Here is an 18,295-nt window from a genome sequence, read left to right as displayed (position 1 = left end):
CTACCCTCAAACGTGCATTCACCACGCGTCCGACAGGAGTGTTTCAGTTGACTGAGCCCGTGTTAGTGACAGTGATTTTAAAACCCGTACCGGACCCGTCCGGCACGACAACGATGGCTCATGCCTTTGCCATGCTGAACGACTGGGCAGCCACACAGGATGTGACTGTGCAGCCCCCTGTAAATACTGACGCTGAAACCCTGCGGTTTGCGGCTGTTCTGACCTCTGATGAGGCTCAGGCAGACGCGCTGATTGCGGATCTTTTGGGCAAGGCGTTCGTTGACACCAGTTACAGAAAGCCAGCTGACGCCCTTCCCTAGGTCATTTTCAACCAAGGAGGAGGTCAAGACATGACTGACGACACATTGAACACCGCGCCGCCATCGCCGCGCGAAACCATCGTTGTGATGCAGCCCGACGCGGGCCTGCGGTCTTCTGCCGGACGATTTGAGACAACCACGGCCGAGCCGGTCTCGGACCTGGAAAAGGTTCTGAAGAAATACAAGGCCAGCATGTTGCCGATGTTCGGCAGCACCGAAGAACGCGTCGAACTTGAAATGATGGAGGAATCCGCCGAAAGCGATGCCCCGATGCCAGAGTTGAACCGGTTCTACAGGCTCGACGTCGAAGACGCCAAAGCCGAAGAAGCCGCCGAGGCCCTGGTCAAGCTAAGCCAGGTCGAGGCCGCCTATGTCAAACCCGGCGCAGAGCCCCCGGTGATGCTGGATGACGACCCCGTACCGGGCCTTGACGAGCCGCCCGTGACGCCGAATTACGTGTCGCGTCAGGGTTACCTCGATCCCTCGCCCACAGGTGTGGATGCAAGGTGGGCCTGGGCACGCGGCGGCGGGCGCGGCCAGAACGTGCGCATCATCGACATCGAAGGCGCCTGGCGCTTTACGCACGAGGACCTGCGCCAGATGCAGGGCGGCGTGGTCGGCGGCACCCAATCCACCAATATCGGCTGGCGCAACCACGGCACTGCGGTGCTTGGCGAATTTTCCGGCGATCACAACAGCTTTGGCATCTCGGGCATTTGTGATCAGGCCACGGCATCGGCGGTGTCGATCTTTGGCGGCATGGGTTCGGCGGGGGCGATCCGCCATGCCACATCGCGGCTGCGGCGCGGCGATGTGATGCTGCTCGAACTGCACCGTCCGGGGCCGCGTCACAACTTTCAGTCACGCGGCGACCAGAAAGGCTATATCGCGATTGAGTGGTGGGAGGACGATTTCGCGGCCATCCTCGCCGCAACCCGGCGCGGGATCATCGTGGTCGAGGCCGCCGGCAACGGCGCCGAGAACCTTGATGACAACCTCTATCAGGTGCGCCCCGCCGGATTTCCCGGCAGCTGGACCAACCCGTTCCGTCGCTCGAACCGCGATTCCGGGGCGATTGTCGTCGGGGCAGGCGCGCCGCCGCCCGGCACCCATGGGCGCAACCACGGGCCGGATCGCTCGCGGCTCGACTTCTCGAACTATGGCGCGCTGATCGATGCCCAGGGCTGGGGCCGCGAGGTCACGACCTGCGGTTACGGCGGGCTTCAGGGCGGGAGCGAAGACGTCTGGTACACAGATACCTTCTCGGGAACATCCTCTGCCTCGCCGATCGTGGTGGGGGCCATCGGCTCGTTGCAGGGCATGGCCCGCGCCCGTGGCACGGCGGTTCTCAGCCCGGCCAAGGTGCGCCAGTGCCTGCGCACCACAGGGGCCGCGCAAACCGACGGACCGGGGCGCCCGCGCACTCAGCGCATCGGCAACCGCCCCGACCTCAAGGCGCTGCATCGCTGTGCGTTCGGCCCGGTCATCAAGGCCAAGGAAATCACCAAGGAAACGGTGAAAGAGATCGAGAAGGTCAAGGAACGCAAAGAGTTCATCAAAGAGCTGAAGGAAAAAGACCGCAAAGAGGTCAAGGTGAAGGAATTCAAGGAGGGTAAGGACAACAAGGAGATCAAGGAATTCAAGGAGAAGGACAAGGATCGCTTTGAAAAGGCCCTTGAAAAGCGCTTTGACAAGCAGCTTGAGAAACAGGCCGAAAAACAGGTTGAAAAGCAGATCGAGAAGCAGGCCGAAAAGCAACGTGAAGGCGGCCTGACACCGGGCGGTGGTGACATCGAGACCCGCATTGCCTCGCTTGAGGCGATGGTCGGCGACCTGACGCATTTCATCACCTCGGAACTGCGCCCCGATCTGGCACAGGGCGCGCAGGATTACGCGGGGGACTACGATGACCCCGAACTTGCGGCGCAACTGGCCAAGGATGAAAAGGACAGCAAAGACACCGAAACCTTCTGATCCCATCCCGGTGGCCCCGCCGCGATCTTGGCGGGGCCAGCCCTTTAGGTGAAAGCCATTGATATGATACTATTTTTATGCTCGCCCAACGATATATCGGCGCGCCATTTCGTGACCGGCCTGCGGCGCCATCATGGTCTCGCCGCTCAGATCATCACCCCGCAGGAATTGGTCTATGCCCCTGATATGGAGCATCGGCTAAACGGCACCGACACCTTTAGCAGCGTGACGCTAAAATCGCACGGCACGCTCGACAGCCGTTCGATCACCGGCGTGGTCAACCGGCTGGAGTTTCTGCCCGACGCGCATCTGGCGCGGGTCAATGCCACGGACCGCGCCTATAGTCAGCAGGAGTTGCTGGCGATCTGGTCAAGCTGGATAAGTGCGCTGCCCTGCCCCGTCATCAACCGGCCAACGGCGATTTGCGTGACCGGGCCGCTCTTTCACCCCGCCATCTGGCAGCACCACGCCGCCGCGGCGGGCCTGCCGACGGCACCGATGCTCTATGACGTTGATCTGCCCGATCCGGTGGCGCCCGCACCGATGCACTCGGTGATCGTCTGCAAGGACCAATGCCACGGCGCATCCCTGCCGCCCGGTCTGTTCGGGGCCTGCTGCGATCTGGCACGCCTTGCCGGGCTCGACATGCTTGAGGTGATGTTCGGTCAGGGGCCGTCGGGCGCGGTGTTTTCGCATGCCTCGCCGATCCCTGACCTTGGCCGCGCACAACCCGGCCTTTTGGCACAGGTGGCGCACATCTTTCAGGAGGGTGCGCCATGATCGTGCTGGCCGGATTACCCGATGAGCCGCCCCTTGCCCGCGTCGCGACCGCGCTGGATGATCTCGGCATTGCCTTTCGCATGATTGACCAACGCCGCCACGCCGATCTGCATCTCACCTTTGATCCGGCGGGCGCGCAGGGCGTCTTGCAGGGCAATCTGCGCTGTGCGGGACAAGACGATATCGCCCTTGAAGAGGTCACCGGCCTTTATCAGCGGCTGCATTCCGACGAGAGTTTTCCCGAGCTGTGCAAGCTGGCGCAGGACGATCCGGCGCGGCAACGGTTTTCGCGTTTCGTGACGCTTTTCACGGTGTTTTCCGACCTCTGCACCGGCAGGGTTCTGAACCGGACACCGGGGATGGGCACCAATAATTCCAAGCCGTTTCAGGCCCAAATCATTGCCCGCGCCGGTTTTGGCATTCCGCGCACCCTGATCACCAATGCCCCGGAGCGCGCCCGCGAATTTGTAGAGGATGCAACGACGCAGGGCCGCGAGGTGATCTTCAAATCCGCCAGTGCAGTGCGCTCGATTGTGCGCAGCGTCACGGCCGATGATCTGGCCCGGCTTGATCATTTGCGCATCTGCCCGGTGCAGTTTCAGGAGCGTGTCGAGGGCCGCGATGTGCGGGTGCATGTGGTCGGGAGCGAGGTCTTTGCCACGCGCATCACCACCACGGGCGTCGATTACCGCTATGCCAGCCGCGACGAGGGCGGCTCTACCGAGCTTGAGCCATTCGACCTTCCGCCCGAGGTGGCGAAGCGGGCCGTTGCCCTGTCGCAGATGCTTGATCTGCCGCTGGCGGGCATTGATCTGCGCGAAACGCCCGACGGCGATTGGGTGTGTTTCGAGGTCAACCCAAGCCCGGCCTATTCCTATTACGAGGCCAATACCGGTCAGCCGATTTCAACCGAGATCGCGCGGTATCTGGCGGGCTGATCGACCGAATGCACACGAAAAACGGCCCCCGTTCCGCTTGGGAACAGGGGCCGTTCGCATCGCGCACCGCCCTAGCGAGAGACGCAGAACGAGCGCCACATCGTCGTGTGCCGACTAACGGGGCTAAAGTAATTCGCGGCGGGGACAAAGTTGAGCTGGATCGCCCGATCCCAGGCCCGGAAATGCACCGTGAAACCGCACACATCCGGCAATTCGGTCGGAACGCTTTGCGCCGCCGCAACGCTTGCATAGGCCGCCGTCAGATCAAACCCGGTCTTGAGCGGCACAAGGATTGAATTCGGCGGCTGTGTACCCGTGCCATCAAGATCGGCCCGCCCGTCATCAAACTCGGGCTGATCGGCCGCAGTGGTGATCATATGGGCACCAACCACAAATCCACCCGACCAGCGCAGATCATATTTCCAGAAATGATCGTCATTGATCCGGCCCTTCATATCAAGAACCACAGGTTTGCCATCGCCTTCGACCTTGCATTGATCGCCAAGCGGCGAGGTCGCAGAGGCGCGGTAGATGTCAAACCACATATCGCCGGTGCCCGAGAAGGTCTGCAACAGGTTGTCCGGCAGGCTGATGCGGTCATTGTCGATCTGAACGCTCACCGCGCCGCTCACGTAGGTGGGGCTCGCAGCCCCGATTTCACGCATCACGAGGCGCACCCGCACCAGGGCATCACTTGCCCCGGCGGTCGAATCCCAGACCGCCAGGCTCGGCGGATCACCGCAGCCATCAAAGCGGCGATAATCCGTCACCGCGAACCAGCCAAGCGGGTCGCTGTCATAGACATCGTTGCGTGAAATCGGACAGGGCGACGCGGGAGTAGGGCGCACTATCCGGCGCCAGTTGTCGCTTGCGGGATGCACGACACCGGGATCGGCAAAGGTCGGAAACCCCGCGCCCTGGTCGATCTCTACCCGGTACTCGTACTTGGCAAGCTCCGGGCAGTTCACCACTTCGGGCATCGAGCCCTGAATGCGGATGTCATTGGCAAAAGGCCGCTGCGTGACCCCCGCAAAATCGGCAAGCCCGGTTGTAGGGTCGATCACCCCGACCTCGACGTTGCTGATGAAGGTGATCGACGGGGGCGCGCATTGCACCACGTCCCCCACGGTCTCATGCAGGGCATCAAGGCCCAGATCGCGGGTTGCCGGTTCCAGTGTTTTCAGCAGATCCCCCGCCTTGAGCCAGATCGACGGCCCCGGTTGAAGCACATCGCCATCGGTAAAGGGCACCCGCCCAAAGCCGACGATCTCGGTCGACATCAATTCGACCGGGACGTTTTCAATCGGGTCGAGCGCCGGGGTAAAGGCATCAAGCCCGTAATCGGCGCCGCGCACCGGAACACCGGCAGGAAGGGCCGGCAGCAGCGAGGCATTCGAGCGCACAATCACGCCGTCACGCGCCGACAAAAGATCCCCATCCAGAAACATCGGCTTGCCGATTTCCGGCGGCGTGCCTTCGGTCGAAAACCAGATGTCGATATCCAGTTCCTTCAAAAACCCCGCAAGCTGATCGGGATTGTCCCGAAGCCTGCCGGTGCGGGCCAGCTCTGCAAGACGGCGCAGCCGATCCTCCTTGCCGATGAGCGTGACCGCATCAAGGCCAAGATCAAGGGAACGCGGCAGCTTGAACCGCGCCAGAAGCGCCGCGTTGGGAATAATCCCGCCATTGGTGAACAACAGATCGCCCGCCGTGAACTGATCGCCGTTGGGGCTATCGAGTTCGGTGGAAAAGGCAATCAATTCACGTTTTTCATCGACCGCCGCGACCGCATCAAGACCAAGGTCGACCCGCGCAATATCGAACCGGCGGATCAGATCGGCGTTGCGCCGACAAATCCGCGCGCCCGTGGAAACATGCCAGGCCAAGAGGTCGCCATCCGAGATGATCGGATTGCCATCCGCGGGTTTCGGCCCTCGTGTCAGAAAATCCTCGGACGTTGAAAACAACAGGCCACTGCACGGATCGTCCTGTGCAAGGGCGCCACCCGGCAAACCGGCGACCGCCAGGAAAAACCCTCCGAAGGCTGCGGCCAACAACGGCCTCAATCGGAAACTGTGGTGTGAGACGTATTGAACACTCATCGACATAGCGAGGTCCTCCAATAAATATCCTCTGAGGCCGCCAAGGGTAGGCGGAAATTTTTTGTCGGAATTGACCGCAATCAATGCAGGGTTGTTTCAACCAAGGAATGACTACCGCCTAACGGAAACTGGCGAAACTTTGCCTGTTTGATGTTTCACCCGCCCAAGGGCCGCCAAAGGCCGCCGCCCGGCGCACCCATCGCGAGCCTCGACCGATTGATGCGAATCAACTTGAGGGTGTTGGAAATGCGCCACCATGGCCTCCGCGCCATGACCGCAAAACCGGGCGGGCGCATCGGATTGCAAGGAGGGTGATCATGCCATCTGTGTTTTGGAAGTACGTGCCGCTCAAGCCGATTTTCTACAATGGGCTGAACAAATTGTTCGGGCTGCGGTTTCTGAGTTGGCACACGCAAGCCCCGCTCCCGGTGGCGCGCCGCAACCCAAGTGCGGTTGTGGTCAATGACAAGATTTATGTCTTCGGCGGCGACGAGTTTGAAAAATATGTCGATGGCTACCTGATCACGATCCCGGGCGCGGACGTGTTGGAATACGACATGGCGAGCGGGGCATGGAGCACGGTAGGCACGATGCCCACGCCTCGCTCGCATTGTGCGGCCCTGCGATACGGCGCCACCAAGATCTGTGTCGTCGGCGGGTTCTCAAAAGAGCCCTATTCCTGGGGAAAGAGCAATGCGATCCAGATCTTCGATGTCGCCACAAAGACCTGGTCCTCGGGCGGCACGATCCAGATGCCGACAACCCTTTATGCGGCGGTCTTGATCGAGGATCGCTACATTTACGCCTTTGGTGGCCTTGGCGGCGAGGCCAGCGGCTTTCACCACTCGAATTACGTCTATCGTCAGGATATCGTGGACAACCTGTCGTCCTGGCCGGGAACCTACACCCCGATGCCGACGCCGCGCTATGGGCTGAGCGCGGTCGTGGGCAAGGATGGGTTAATCTATGCCCTCGGCGGGATGAACGATGCCGGTGCGCTCGCCACGGTCGAGGCCTATGACCCCGCCGCGAACACATGGCAAACCCGGTCGCCCATGCTCATGGCGCGCCGCCAGTTCGACGCCGTGGTCGGGCCAAACGGCCACATCTACGCCTTCGGCGGCATGAGCATGGGCGCCGCAATTCCATGGGCCGAGAAATACGATCCAACTACCGATAGCTGGTCGCCTCTGCCCGACCTGCCGGGCGCGCGCATGGATCACGCGGCCGTCCTTGCGCCGGACAACAGGATTTTCGTCATTGGCGGCCAGGAAAAAGACGGCTGCTTTGCCGATGCCGTGTTTCTGGACGCTGTCATCGCGTCCTCAGAGCCGGTCACCGATTGATCATCCGCAAAGATCGAAATCCGGCCTGATTGATCAACATCAAGGGTCTGCGGCGCGATCCATGTCACACAAAAGGTCTCGCGGAAGGGCGCAAGCCCGTCAGATCGCACCCCATTTTGGCGAGGGGCAACAGACGCCTGAGATCAGAGGCCCTCATCATGGCAAAGAAGAAACCCAAGGCAGATTTGCTCCCGACAGGGCTCGCGCCCGAGGTGCTGCGAGTGGAATGCGATCCGGGCGACATTGGCTTTGAGACCACCGCCAATCTGCGGTCCGTGCAAACCATGATCGGGCAGGACCGCGCCATCGACGCCATCAACCTTGCGGCCCGTATCGCGCATAAGGATTTCAACATCTACGTTCTGGGCCGCATGGGCATGGGCCGTCATGAAACCGTGTCCAAGCTGATTTCCGAACAGGCCGCTGACCGCCCTGCCCCTTCGGATTGGGTGTATGTCAACAATTTCGACGCGCCGCACAAACCCAACGCCATGCAGCTTCCGGCGGGCTCGGCGTCGCGTTTGAAATCCGCCATGCAGGATCTGGTCGACGATCTGGCCAACGAGATTCCGGCGCTGTTTGAATCCGAGGAATATCAGACCCAACGCCGCGCCATTGAAGAGGAATTTGGGCAAAGACACGAAGAGCCGATTGCGGAATTTGCCGAGCGTGCCGCGAAAGACGGTGTCGCCCTCTTGCGCACGCCGATGGGGTTCATGCTGGCCGCAATCATTGATGGCAAGCCGATAAAGCCCGAGGTCTATGAGGCGCTCGCGCCAGAAGAACGCGAAGAAATCGACGCCAAGGTGGAGCGGCTGCAAGACCAGCTTGCCGACGTGCTTCGTCATGGGCCGCAACTTGAAAAGGAATACCGCCAGCGGATCGAAGAGTTGCATGCCGGGCTGGCCGAGCGGGTCGTGTCGCTTCGGGTCAAAGAGGTCGCAGATCAGTTCAGGAAAATTGCCGAGGTCGGCACCTATCTCGAACATGTCCGCAAGGACATGATCTCGAACGCCGAGTTATTTCTGATCTCCAAGGAAGAGGAGAACAACGGCCCCTTCCCCGAAGTGATCCGAAAATTCCACCTTGAGCCACAGTTTGACAGATACGCCGTCAACATCATGGTCTCGCATGATGTCTCAAAGGACGTCGCCGCGCCGGTTGTCAGCGAAGACTTGCCAACCCTGCATCACCTGACCGGCCGGATCGAGCATATTTCGGAAATGGGCACGCTGGTGACCAATTTCACCCTGATCAAGCCCGGCGCCCTGCACCGCGCGAATGGCGGCTTTCTCGTGCTTGACGCCGTGCGCCTCTTGTCCGAGCCCTACGCCTGGGAGGCGCTCAAGCGCAGCCTGCAAAGCCAGTCGATTTCGATCACCTCGCTTAGCGACCGGCTTGGCCTTGTGTCGACCATCTCGCTTGAGCCGGACCCGATCCCGCTCAACCTTCGGGTGGTTCTGATCGGCGACCGGCGCCTGCACATGCTGCTTTGCCTGCTCGACCCGGAGTTCAACGAGCTGTTCAAGCTTCAGGCCGATTTTGAGGATGACCTGCCCAGAACCGCCAAGAACACCCGCCTTATGGCGCGGGTCGTCGCGGGCTATGCCCAACAGGAAAACCTGCGCCCGATGAGCGCGGCGGCGGTCGCGGCGCTTCTGGATCAGGCGGTGCGGCTGGCCGATGACAGCACGAAATTCACCCTGCAACTTGGCGCGCTCAAGGACGTGATGCGCGAGGCGGATCACTATGCCGGGCAAGCGGGCAAGGAGCAGATCACCGACGCCGATATTGCACAGGCCATCAATCAGGCCGACAGACGCGCCTCGCGCATTCAGGAGCGCCTGCAAGAGGCGGTCGCGCGCAAGACCATCCTGATCGACACCGCCGGATCGGTGGTTGGACAGGTCAACGGCCTCTCGGTGGTCGGCACCGGCCAGCATTACTTTGGCCGCCCGTCGCGTATCACCGCGCGCGTCAGGATGGGGGCCGGCAAGGTGATCGACATCGAGCGCGAGGTTGAACTGGGTGGCCCGCTGCATTCAAAGGGCGTGCTGATCCTTGGCGGTTTCCTGGCCTCTCGCTATGCGCGTGACGTGCCGATGTCCCTGCATGCCAGCCTTGTGTTTGAACAAAGCTATGGCGGTGTCGACGGCGATAGCGCCTCGTCCGCCGAGCTTTACGCGCTGCTCTCGGCCCTGTCCGGCGTGCCCATCCGGCAAGGGTTTGCGGTCACCGGATCGGTCAACCAGAATGGCGAGGTTCAGGCCATCGGCGGCGTCAATGAAAAGATCGAAGGTTTTTTTGACACCTGCAAGGCGCGGCGGCTGACCGGCGATCAGGGCGTTCTTATCCCGGCGGCGAATGTCGAGCATCTGATGCTGCGCCGCGATGTCGTCGAGGCGGCAAGAGCCGGTAAATTCAGGGTGATTGCGATCAAGACCATCGATGAAGGCATCGAGGCCCTGACCGGGCGCGTGGCCGGCAAACGCAAACGCAGCGGCGCCTTTCCCGAGGGCAGCATAAATGCGCTTGTGGAGGCGCAGCTAAAGACCTTTGCCGAGACCCGACGCCGCTTTGTCAAGGATGTCGCGGCCCCGCCAAAGCCGGAGGATAGGACGTGACCACCCCGCCGCGCGCCGAAACCCGCATCCTGATTGGCGCCGGGTCTTTTGCCGATGCAACCGCCGCCCTCAAGATCCTCGGCCGATTGGCGGGGGGGGTGAATGTCGCCTTTGGCGGGCTGTTGATCGAAGACCGGGACATGCTGAACATCTGTCAGATTCCAAATCAACGGGTTGTGTCGGCCAGCGGCACGCTTGTCTTCGCCCCAAGCCCGGCACAGCTTCGCACCGTCCTTGAGGCCGATGCAAAGGCCTTTCAGCGCTCCCTCGCAGAGATTGCCGGGCCTGCCGGTGCCGCCTGGAGCTTTGAGCATTCTATCGGCGATCTTGTGCAGCAAGCCCTGACGGCCTCTGCCGGGTGGGACATCGTCGTGGTCGGGCACCGAAGCGTGCATCCGATGCGCGGCAAGATCATTTCGCTCAGGGCCGCGCCGGTGGCGGATGACGCGCTTGAGGCGTTTTCCGATCAGCTGGCCAGCGCCCTGGCAGTCGACCATCTCCTGTTCTCGGTCGGTGGCCAATCCGATACCACACCCCGGTCACATGCCTTTGCCGACCTCGACGGCGCACTGGCGGCTCTGGCGCGCATGAATGTTCAGGCGGTCCTGCTTGACCTCGCGCACGGGCCAGTCCGCACTCCGGATCAGCTGCGTCAAGTGCTTGAGGTCGCGCGCTGTCCTCTGTTTGTGTTCGGGGCGGCGGGTTCGGGCGATCAACTTGAGCACAGCACGCAAATCCCGCCCAGCCAAGACCGCCCCTAGACCCGCCGCAAGGCGCAAATTCGCTTCTTCCCCGGCACAACAAAAAGACTGCGCCGTTTGAGCAAGATCAACAAATCGACGCATCGTCTCGCTAGACTGGCAGCAAGAAATGAGGGGTGGCCATGTTCAAGAACGCCGTCAAGATATTCACACTCAACAAGTTTGACATCAAGGTTGATCCAAGCTGGCTATTGATTGCCGCGCTGATCACCTGGAGCCTGTCACGCCAGTATTTTCCAAACGTCCTTCCGGGGCAGACAAGCGATGTCTATCTGGTCATGGCGATTGCCGCGATGCTGTGTTTTTTCGGCTCGCTCCTGCTGCATGAGCTGGCCCATTCGGTGGTGGCCCGAAGCTATGGGTTGCAGATCAAAAGCATCACCCTCTTTCTTTTCGGCGGCGTGGCCGAGCTTGCATCCGACCCCCAAACCGCCGCCGTGGAGTTTCAGGTGGCCCTGGTCGGCCCGGTGATGAGCTTTGCACTGGCCTTTGGCTTTTGGGTGTTTGCCGGGGTCGTGGCGATGGCGTCGATGCCTGCACCGATCATCGAGGTTCTGTCCTATCTTTCGGTCATCAACCTTGTGCTGGCGTTGTTCAATCTTGTCCCGGCCTTTCCGCTGGATGGCGGTCGTGTGTTGCGCGCCTATCTGTGGCATCGCAACGGCGACATCCTTCGCGCGACCGAATTGGCGGCGAAATCAGGCGCGGTTTTCGCCTATGCCCTGATGGCCCTGGGCCTGTTGGCGCTCTTTCAGGGCGCGACGGTGACCGGGCTTTGGCATATCCTGATTGGCGGTTTCGTGCTTTTTGCCGCAAGAGGAAGCTATCAGGCGCAATTGATGCGCAGCGCCTTTGACGGCAAAACCGTCAAGGCCCTGATGACCAGAGATCCGGTTGTTGTCGGGCCGGACATGACGCTGAACGACATGTTCAACCTGATCATGTTGAAACACCGCATCAGCTTTGTTCCGGTGGTCGAGGATCGCGTTCTGCTTGGTCATATCGACACGGCGGTTCTTACCGGGATCGACCGGGAAAACTGGGCCGACACCCGCGTCGGCGATGTTTTCACCACGCTGGACGTGTCAACCAGGGTGCGCTCTGACCTGCCGATCAGGGATCTGATATCGCTTATCGCCAAGACCGGGCGGCGGAAGTTTCTGGTGACAGACAATCACGCCTTGCTCGGGGTGATCACCCTGTCGGATTTGACGGCCTATCTCCACCTCTCGGCAATGCTTGCCCATCCATCCAAGGGCGGTTGAGGTCATGACTGAAATCCTGATCATCCAGGGCCATCCCGACGCCTCGGAGACTCATCTGCGCCATGCGATAGCTGAGGAATATCGCAGCGGCGCCGAGGCCGCAGGCCACCGCGTGACGGTGATTGATATCGCCCAGCAGGATGTGCCTTTTCTGCGCACGCAGGCGGAGTGGGAAGGCTCGGATTGGCCACCTATCTGCGCCCCGGCGCAGGCCGCGATTTCGGCGGCAGAGCATCTGGTCTTTGTCTACCCTCTCTGGATAGGGGATGTTCCTGCCCTGCTGAAAGCCTGGATCGAACAGGTGTTTCGCAAGGGCTTTGCCTTTGAGATGGACCGGCACGGATGGCATCCTGCACTTCGCGGAAAATCGGCGCGGGTGATCGTGACCATGGGTATGCCGGGCTTCGTTTACCGATGGTTCTTTTTCGCGCATTCCCTGCGCAGCCTTGATCGCAATATCCTAAAGTTCTGCGGCATCCGCCCGGTCCGCTGGAGCATCCTCGGCCATGCCGAAGACCCAAACGGACGGGCGCAGACCCGGTTTCTGGCAAAGGCCAGACAGCTTGGCCTGCGCGCCCGCTGACCGTTTTCGGGGGCCACTCGTAAAGCCCCCGATCACAGAATTCATCTCGACCGTTTCAGGGCCGAGCTAGGTGGCGATGATGTCGTCCAGATGCCTTTGCAGGCTGTCCAGCGGCACATTCGACAGATCCTTGGAGATTTCACCCACAATCACGCCTCGCACTGGCGGCGTAAGCGCCTTGCGCATCACCCCGAGCATATGCGGGCCTGATACCATCACGAGCCGGTCAAAGTCTTTTCTGGCAAGCGAGACCTCAAGATCACGGGCAATCTCCTTGGCGAAGACCTGATCGGCGTATTCTTGCGGGTCACCCTGATCGACCGCGCTGATGCCCGGCCCGGCGCTGCTGTGGCCAACCCCGGCCTCGGATGAAAACCCGGTCGCGGGTTTAGCACTCCAGGCCTTATCCTCCAAGACGGCAAGCCCTTTGCCCGGCCCTCTATTGACCACGACACTGGCATTGCGCGCGTCTGCCAAAACTACCCAAGTCACAATCGGTTTCATGTCACACTCCAGAATTTATATCTTCGTCCTTTGTCGCAGATGATGGCGCCCGGACCTTGAGCAATATCAATTGTGACTTGCGTTAAACCTCGAGATGTTGGCACGCTTGGGAAACAAGACGGGACAGAACGTGGAAAACACCGCCCAGGACAGCGCATTGCTGAATGCAATCATGGACGCCGCCGTTGACGCGATGATCATATCGGACGCGCGGGGCGTGATTCTGCGTGCCAATCGGGCCGCAGCGCAGATGTTTGGATACGATATCACCGAGATGATCGGGCAAACCATCAACCTTCTGATGCCCGAAGCGTTTGCCAGCCTGCACGACGGGTTCATGTCGCATTACACCCGGACCAGCGAGAAACATATCATCGACACCGGCCGCGATATCAAAGGTCAGCGCAAGGACGCAAGCGTTTTCCCCCTGCATATTTCCGTTGGCGAAACAGAGACGGCGGGCGGCGCGATGTTCGTCAGCATCATGCATGACCTGACCTATCGCCATGCGACCCAGGCGGCCCTTTCCCGGTCACAACGCCTTGACGCCATCGGCCAGATGACAGCGGGAATTGCCCATGATTTCAACAACCTGCTAACGGTTGTGATCGGAAATCTCGAATTGCTGGAAATGCGCGGGCCAACGGACAAGCAGACGCCGCTGATCCGCGACGCGATGGATGCCGCCGAACTTGGCGCCGATCTGACTTCGCGGCTGATGGTGTTTGCGCGTAAAAGCAACCTCAAACCGGTGGAATCCAACCTACGTGACCTTTGCAAGGTGGCCTTGAACCTCCTCAAGCGCACCCTTGGTGCAGCCTATCGCATAAGAACGGATTTCGCGGCGGATCTGAAACCCGTCATGGTCGATCCGGTCGAATTGAAAGCGGCGCTGATCAACCTTGCGCTGAATGCACGCGACGCCATGGGGCAAAAGGGCGAATTGCTGATTTCCCTTGCCAACGTCACGATCGACGACACTTATATGGCGCAGGAAACCGACATAGAGTCCGGCGAATATGTGCGCCTTTCGGTAAGCGATAATGGCAAAGGCATGACACCCGAGGCCCAGCGACGCGCCTTTGAACCCTTTTTCACCACAAGGACCGAAAGCGGCGGCACCGGGCTTGGCCTGTCCATGGTTTACGGCTTCGTGCGCCAGTCCGGTGGCCATATCACGCTCTATAGCGAACTCGGCCACGGCACGAGTTTCGGGCTGTATTTTCCGGTCTCCGGCATTTGTGCCGCCCCCGAGAGCGACGAGGTCTTTCAACAGCGCGAGGGCGCCTTGCCACATGGTCATGACCAGGTCGTGCTTGTTGTCGAGGACAATCCCAAAGTGCGCCAGCTTGCGGTCGATCGCATCCGCAAGCTTGGCTATCACACCGAAGAGGCCGAGACCGGCGATGCCGCCTTTGAAAGGCTACAGGCGGGCTTGCAGGCGGATATCGTGTTTTCCGATCTCGTGATGCCCGGCAAGCTGAGCGGATACGAGCTTGCCGCAAAGGTTCAAACAGAATTTCCGTCAATCAAGGTCCTGTTGACATCCGGCTATGCAAGCGATGTGGTCACCGCAAAAATGCAGCATTCGCAAAGCCAGAATATCCTGCACAAGCCCTACCATCACGCCGATCTGGCGCAGCGGCTTCAGGCGCTTTTGGTTGCGCCATCCGAGGATTGAGTGATCTCCACATCGCCGACAAAGGTATAGCCGATACCGCGCACGGTCTTGATCAGCTTGGGTTCTGACGGATCGCGTTCGATCTTTTTGCGCAGGCGCGCGACCTGATTGTCGATGGTGCGGTCAAGCGGGCTCCATTCGATACCGCCCACCAGATCCATCAACTGATCGCGCGACAAGACACGTTTCGGGCGTTCCAGAAACACCTTGAGCAGCTTGAAATCGCCCGTCGTCAGCCCACAGTCGGTGCCATCCCTGTCCAGCACCTCAAGCCGATCCGCCAGAACGGTGATCCCGTCAAAGCAATACCTGCCGCCGCTCTCGCCCTGTGCCGTCACAGGTGCGGCGTCAACGGGGTCGTCCGATACGGCGGGGCCACTGCTTCGGCGCAGAACGCTGCGCACGCGGGCCACCACTTCGCGGGTGTGAAACGGTTTGGTGATGTAATCGTCAGCACCGATTTCCAGGCCGACGACGCGGTCAATCACATCGTCTTTGCCACTCACCATGATGATCGGCACCTGCGACGTGGCGCGGATCGCGCGCGCCACTTCAATACCGTTGTCGGCGCCAAGATTGATATCCAGCGTGACAAGGTCGGGCGCAAAGGCCTTGATTTGCTCAAATGCCTCTTCGGCATTCATGGCCTCGCACACGCCGAGGCCTTCACCCTCCAGAACATTGCGCAGGAGGGTTCTGATCTTTGGATCGTCATCAACAACAAGAATCGTCTTGCGCGTCATCGCTCAGCCTTCTCCGGAAATTTGCAGATACAGACAGTCGAACCATTAATCAGGGGATATATGCCCCTTCGATACAAATTGATGCAAAACTCATAACATCCAGCCTAACCCCTATTACAATGGCTGTCCAAGTTGACCTCATTAAACCTTAGGGGGTCCTGCCAATGTATGTCACTATTTCATCTGAACAAGCAAACAATGCGCGGCCGCTTCGCTCTGCAAGCAAGCAGCCGACACCTATTGCCAAGGCTTTCAAAGCTGGCGCCAACCTTTATTTCGAAGGCGACAGAGTCGAACGCATTTACCAGGTATGCTCTGGCGTCCTGCGCCTCACTCGCCTGCTCGAGGATGGCCGCCGTCAGGTGATCGCCTTCGGCTTTCCCGGTGATATTGTTGGATTTCCCTGTGATGGGCGGTATCATACCGATTGTGACGTTCTGACCGAAGCGCGGTTGCAGGCCTACCATTTGTCGGCGCTGGAAGGTGAGAGCGGCAACCCGGAGCTTCACAAGGAACTGCTTCAGGCGGCCCTGCGCGAGATAAGCGCCATGCAGGATCACTTCATGATGCTTGGGCGTAAATCCGCCATCGAAAAGGTTGCCTCATTTTTGTGCGTCCTGACTGAAAGAATGAGCAGGGACACAGGGCCACGCAATCAGGCGTTCTTGCCGATGAGCCGCTCAGACATTGCCGATTTTCTGGGCCTGACCACGGAAACCGTCAGCCGCACCCTGAGCCAGCTTCGCAAACGCGGGATCATTGCGATCAACAATATCCATACAATCATGGTCTTGCAGCCCCAGGCGCTGTTCGGGCTGTCGCAAGGGCATGAAGGCATGGATTGCCCGACAAAGCCCGACCTGCACGGTCTCGCGCGGGCCTGCTAAAGCATGTTGCTCAAAAGCGGGAACCGGTTTTGAGCGTCTCGGACATGCTCTGACGTCACAAACACGCCCGCCAGCGCCCTCAGGGCGCTGGCCACAACGACCGGATATCTTCGGACAGGCTGACGCGGACATCGTGAATTTCGCCCGCGCTCAGACGGTCATTCAAGAGCGCAAAGACGCATGCGATATCTTCCGCTCCGCGATATTCATCGGTGTTTTCCATCTGTGAGGCGATATAACCTGCGAAGGCTTGAGCCCTGCGCTCCTTGATCGGTGTTTTCTTGGGCATCCAGCCCTCAAAGAACATGCCCCGGATCAACAGAGGAAGCTGCGCGGAAAGCTGTGCAAGCTCATCCGGCGACAGGTGATCGCGCAGATGTTGCAAGGTCACCCGCAACAGCCGCAGCACGCTGCGGCTTGAATACCACCCCAGACGCGCGGTCAGGTCGTTGATCCATTCGTGGGTCAGGTGAACCGTGTGGTCAATCACTTCGAGACCTTGGGCAGACATGCGTATTCTCCTTTTGCGGGGTCAAGTTTTGGTAGGCTTCATGTCGACATCAAGCGACTGGCCCGAGTTGCCTATGAAATGGGTCAATAGCGTCGTGGTCATCGCGCCGATCCCCAGGAGAACAAGGGTGTAATTCGCCACCCAGCCGACAAAGGGGATAAAGTTCAACAAGGCGATGACAATGATCGCTCCCGCGAACACCACGAGGCGGGCCGCCGTCCCGGCCTCGGGATCGCCCCCGAAGCCAACCCAGACACGCATCGCCACCGCATAGGCCCCAAGCGCATAGCCAAGCGTCCATGCCGCGATGATGCCGAGCACGACAATCGGCACAAAGGGCAATCCGACAATCGTCAGACCGGTGACCGGCACCATGCCGAACAGGACCGACAGCCCGGCAATCCCCGCAATCAGGGTCCGGCCGGGGCCTGCGACAATGCTTTTGCGCATGGCCTCAAGACGTTTCGGCATGACCCCGAGCGCAAGCGCGCCGAGAGCGACGAAAAACAGCAGTGAAATGATGAACCCAAAGACGATCGAGGCGAATGTCGGCAACATCGGCATTTCCCGCATCCGGCCCATATCCACGAACTCATCCCACACCTCAAGGGGCGACAGTTTCTTGAACACCACGCGGCTCGCGGGGGCCACTTGCTCGGGCACGTCAATTCTGTCTTCCATGCTATAGGTGAGCGTCCCTGTGACGACCGCCTTTGGCCCAAAAGACAGGGTCTTGGCAAGAATACGCACATCCCCCGTGATCGGCGCGTTCAGCACGACCTCTCGCCCGCTCACGGACAAGGCACCCGCAACTGGCCCCTCGATGGTGACGGTCTTGCCCAGAAGACGCGCATTGCCACTGGTCTGCGCGCTGTCTTCGGTGCGCAGGCTAATGCCGGCGGCCGTAAGATCGCGGGCAATCGCCCCGCGCAAAACAACCGTCGCCCCGAACGCATAAAGGTCTTCGCGCGTGTCGGCGCTGACCGAGACATCGAAACCGGCCACGTGCAAATCCCCCTCGCTCACGCCACGCGCCACCGCCGATTGCGCGGCGATAAAGCTGTCGCCTTGGGTATCGAGTGTCTCGGTGATCGACGCTCCGGACATGAAGGTATCGCTGCCGCTCCGGGTCACCGTGACCGGTTCGCCCAAAGCGGGCAGAGCAAGCCCCACAAGCAAGCAGAGGGCTGCAATATGTCGGGACAGGGAAAGAGGCATGGTGGTCTCCTGAAGGTTTCGCATCAGACTCTCGAAGTCATACCCCGCTTGCCCGCTG

General features: G+C 60.3%; 16 protein-coding genes. 11 read left to right on the top strand and 5 right to left on the bottom strand.

Going from position 1 to position 18,295, the window contains the following annotated elements; translation table 11 throughout:
* The first annotated feature begins 47 nt into the window (after positions 1–47).
* The 4 genes from ROG8370_RS07800 to ROG8370_RS07785 all read left to right on the top strand — a co-directional run bounded on the left by ROG8370_RS07800 (position 48) and on the right by ROG8370_RS07785 (position 4,012).
* The gene (locus ROG8370_RS07800; RefSeq protein ID WP_139838073.1) at positions 48–320 is read left to right on the top strand and encodes a hypothetical protein; all 273 of its coding nucleotides are present in this window, start codon (positions 48–50) and stop codon (positions 318–320) included.
* A 30-nt stretch (positions 321–350) separates the two neighbouring features.
* The gene (locus tag ROG8370_RS07795) at positions 351–2,294 is read left to right on the top strand and encodes a S8 family serine peptidase (protein WP_212580068.1); all 1,944 of its coding nucleotides are present in this window, start codon (positions 351–353) and stop codon (positions 2,292–2,294) included.
* A gap of 63 nt (positions 2,295–2,357) precedes the next feature.
* Complete coding sequence (locus ROG8370_RS07790) at positions 2,358–3,074, top strand: hypothetical protein (RefSeq protein WP_139838072.1); 717 nt, start codon at positions 2,358–2,360, stop codon at positions 3,072–3,074.
* Entirely contained in the window at positions 3,071–4,012 is a 942-nt protein-coding gene (locus tag ROG8370_RS07785; RefSeq protein WP_085826516.1) for an ATP-grasp domain-containing protein, read from the top strand. Before ROG8370_RS07790 ends, ROG8370_RS07785 begins: the two co-directional genes overlap by 4 nt.
* Before the next feature lie 71 nt (positions 4,013–4,083).
* On the opposite strand, the gene ROG8370_RS07780 is transcribed toward ROG8370_RS07785, so the two are convergent.
* Positions 4,084–6,066, bottom strand: a complete 1,983-nt coding sequence (locus ROG8370_RS07780) for a hypothetical protein (RefSeq protein ID WP_139838071.1) — start codon at positions 6,064–6,066, stop codon at positions 4,084–4,086.
* Between the two features lie 365 nt (positions 6,067–6,431).
* Here ROG8370_RS07780 and ROG8370_RS07775 point away from each other — a divergent pair, with 365 nt between their 5' ends.
* From ROG8370_RS07775 to ROG8370_RS07755, 5 genes are all read left to right on the top strand, one after another.
* Positions 6,432–7,460, top strand: coding sequence for a Kelch repeat-containing protein (locus ROG8370_RS07775; RefSeq protein WP_085826514.1), 1,029 nt, complete (start codon positions 6,432–6,434; stop codon positions 7,458–7,460).
* Between the two features lie 158 nt (positions 7,461–7,618).
* Complete coding sequence (locus tag ROG8370_RS07770; RefSeq protein ID WP_085826541.1) at positions 7,619–10,084, top strand: Lon protease family protein; 2,466 nt, start codon at positions 7,619–7,621, stop codon at positions 10,082–10,084.
* Complete coding sequence (locus tag ROG8370_RS07765; protein ID WP_085826513.1) at positions 10,081–10,845, top strand: hypothetical protein; 765 nt, start codon at positions 10,081–10,083, stop codon at positions 10,843–10,845. Before ROG8370_RS07770 ends, ROG8370_RS07765 begins: the two co-directional genes overlap by 4 nt.
* 122 nt (positions 10,846–10,967) lie before the next feature.
* The gene (locus ROG8370_RS07760) at positions 10,968–12,110 is read left to right on the top strand and encodes a site-2 protease family protein (RefSeq protein ID WP_085826512.1); all 1,143 of its coding nucleotides are present in this window, start codon (positions 10,968–10,970) and stop codon (positions 12,108–12,110) included.
* A 4-nt stretch (positions 12,111–12,114) separates the two neighbouring features.
* A complete protein-coding gene (locus ROG8370_RS07755; RefSeq protein ID WP_085826511.1) occupies positions 12,115–12,693 on the top strand; it encodes an NAD(P)H-dependent oxidoreductase in 579 nt (192 codons plus the stop codon).
* Between the two features lie 66 nt (positions 12,694–12,759).
* On the opposite strand, the gene ROG8370_RS07750 is transcribed toward ROG8370_RS07755, so the two are convergent.
* A complete protein-coding gene (locus ROG8370_RS07750) occupies positions 12,760–13,197 on the bottom strand; it encodes a host attachment protein (RefSeq protein WP_085826509.1) in 438 nt (145 codons plus the stop codon).
* A 130-nt stretch (positions 13,198–13,327) separates the two neighbouring features.
* Here ROG8370_RS07750 and ROG8370_RS07745 point away from each other — a divergent pair, with 130 nt between their 5' ends.
* On the top strand, positions 13,328–14,878 hold the full coding sequence (locus ROG8370_RS07745; protein ID WP_085826540.1) for an ATP-binding protein: 1,551 nt from the start codon (positions 13,328–13,330) through the stop codon (positions 14,876–14,878).
* Here the strand turns inward: ROG8370_RS07745 and ROG8370_RS07740 are convergent.
* Positions 14,845–15,621, bottom strand: a complete 777-nt coding sequence (locus ROG8370_RS07740) for a response regulator (protein WP_085826508.1) — start codon at positions 15,619–15,621, stop codon at positions 14,845–14,847. The two genes, ROG8370_RS07745 and ROG8370_RS07740, sit on opposite strands and share 34 nt — an antisense overlap.
* A 164-nt stretch (positions 15,622–15,785) precedes the next feature.
* Between ROG8370_RS07740 and ROG8370_RS07735 the strand changes: the two genes are divergently transcribed.
* Complete coding sequence (locus tag ROG8370_RS07735) at positions 15,786–16,508, top strand: helix-turn-helix domain-containing protein (protein WP_085826507.1); 723 nt, start codon at positions 15,786–15,788, stop codon at positions 16,506–16,508.
* Between the two features lie 79 nt (positions 16,509–16,587).
* Here the strand turns inward: ROG8370_RS07735 and ROG8370_RS07730 are convergent, their stop codons facing one another.
* On the bottom strand, positions 16,588–17,019 hold the full coding sequence (locus ROG8370_RS07730) for a DUF2267 domain-containing protein (RefSeq protein ID WP_170925199.1): 432 nt from the start codon (positions 17,017–17,019) through the stop codon (positions 16,588–16,590).
* Positions 17,020–17,040: 21 nt separating this feature from the next.
* Complete coding sequence (locus tag ROG8370_RS07725; RefSeq protein WP_139838070.1) at positions 17,041–18,237, bottom strand: EI24 domain-containing protein; 1,197 nt, start codon at positions 18,235–18,237, stop codon at positions 17,041–17,043.
* Positions 18,238–18,295 lie beyond the last annotated feature (58 nt).

The sequence above is a fragment of the Roseovarius gaetbuli genome (genome assembly GCF_900172365.1).
GTDB classification, from domain to species: Bacteria; Pseudomonadota; Alphaproteobacteria; order Rhodobacterales; family Rhodobacteraceae; genus Roseovarius; species Roseovarius gaetbuli.
Note: the sequence above shows the minus strand (reverse complement) of the source record. Positions and strands in the feature narration are given on the sequence as shown.

Bases quoted from the DNA above. Each gene is read 5' to 3' on its own strand.
- ROG8370_RS07795 (WP_212580068.1), top strand. From the start codon at position 351: ATGACTGACGACACATTGAACACCGCGCCGCCATCGCCGCGCGAAACC.
- ROG8370_RS07790 (WP_139838072.1), top strand. From the start codon at position 2,358: ATGATACTATTTTTATGCTCGCCCAACGATATATCGGCGCGCCATTTC.
- ROG8370_RS07785 (WP_085826516.1), top strand. From the start codon at position 3,071: ATGATCGTGCTGGCCGGATTACCCGATGAGCCGCCCCTTGCCCGCGTC.
- ROG8370_RS07775 (WP_085826514.1), top strand. From the start codon at position 6,432: ATGCCATCTGTGTTTTGGAAGTACGTGCCGCTCAAGCCGATTTTCTAC.
- ROG8370_RS07770 (WP_085826541.1), top strand. From the start codon at position 7,619: ATGGCAAAGAAGAAACCCAAGGCAGATTTGCTCCCGACAGGGCTCGCG.
- ROG8370_RS07760 (WP_085826512.1), top strand. From the start codon at position 10,968: ATGTTCAAGAACGCCGTCAAGATATTCACACTCAACAAGTTTGACATC.
- ROG8370_RS07755 (WP_085826511.1), top strand. From the start codon at position 12,115: ATGACTGAAATCCTGATCATCCAGGGCCATCCCGACGCCTCGGAGACT.
- ROG8370_RS07750 (WP_085826509.1), bottom strand. From the start codon at position 13,197: ATGAAACCGATTGTGACTTGGGTAGTTTTGGCAGACGCGCGCAATGCC.
- ROG8370_RS07740 (WP_085826508.1), bottom strand. From the start codon at position 15,621: ATGACGCGCAAGACGATTCTTGTTGTTGATGACGATCCAAAGATCAGA.
- ROG8370_RS07735 (WP_085826507.1), top strand. From the start codon at position 15,786: ATGTATGTCACTATTTCATCTGAACAAGCAAACAATGCGCGGCCGCTT.
- ROG8370_RS07730 (WP_170925199.1), bottom strand. From the start codon at position 17,019: ATGTCTGCCCAAGGTCTCGAAGTGATTGACCACACGGTTCACCTGACC.
- ROG8370_RS07725 (WP_139838070.1), bottom strand. From the start codon at position 18,237: ATGCCTCTTTCCCTGTCCCGACATATTGCAGCCCTCTGCTTGCTTGTG.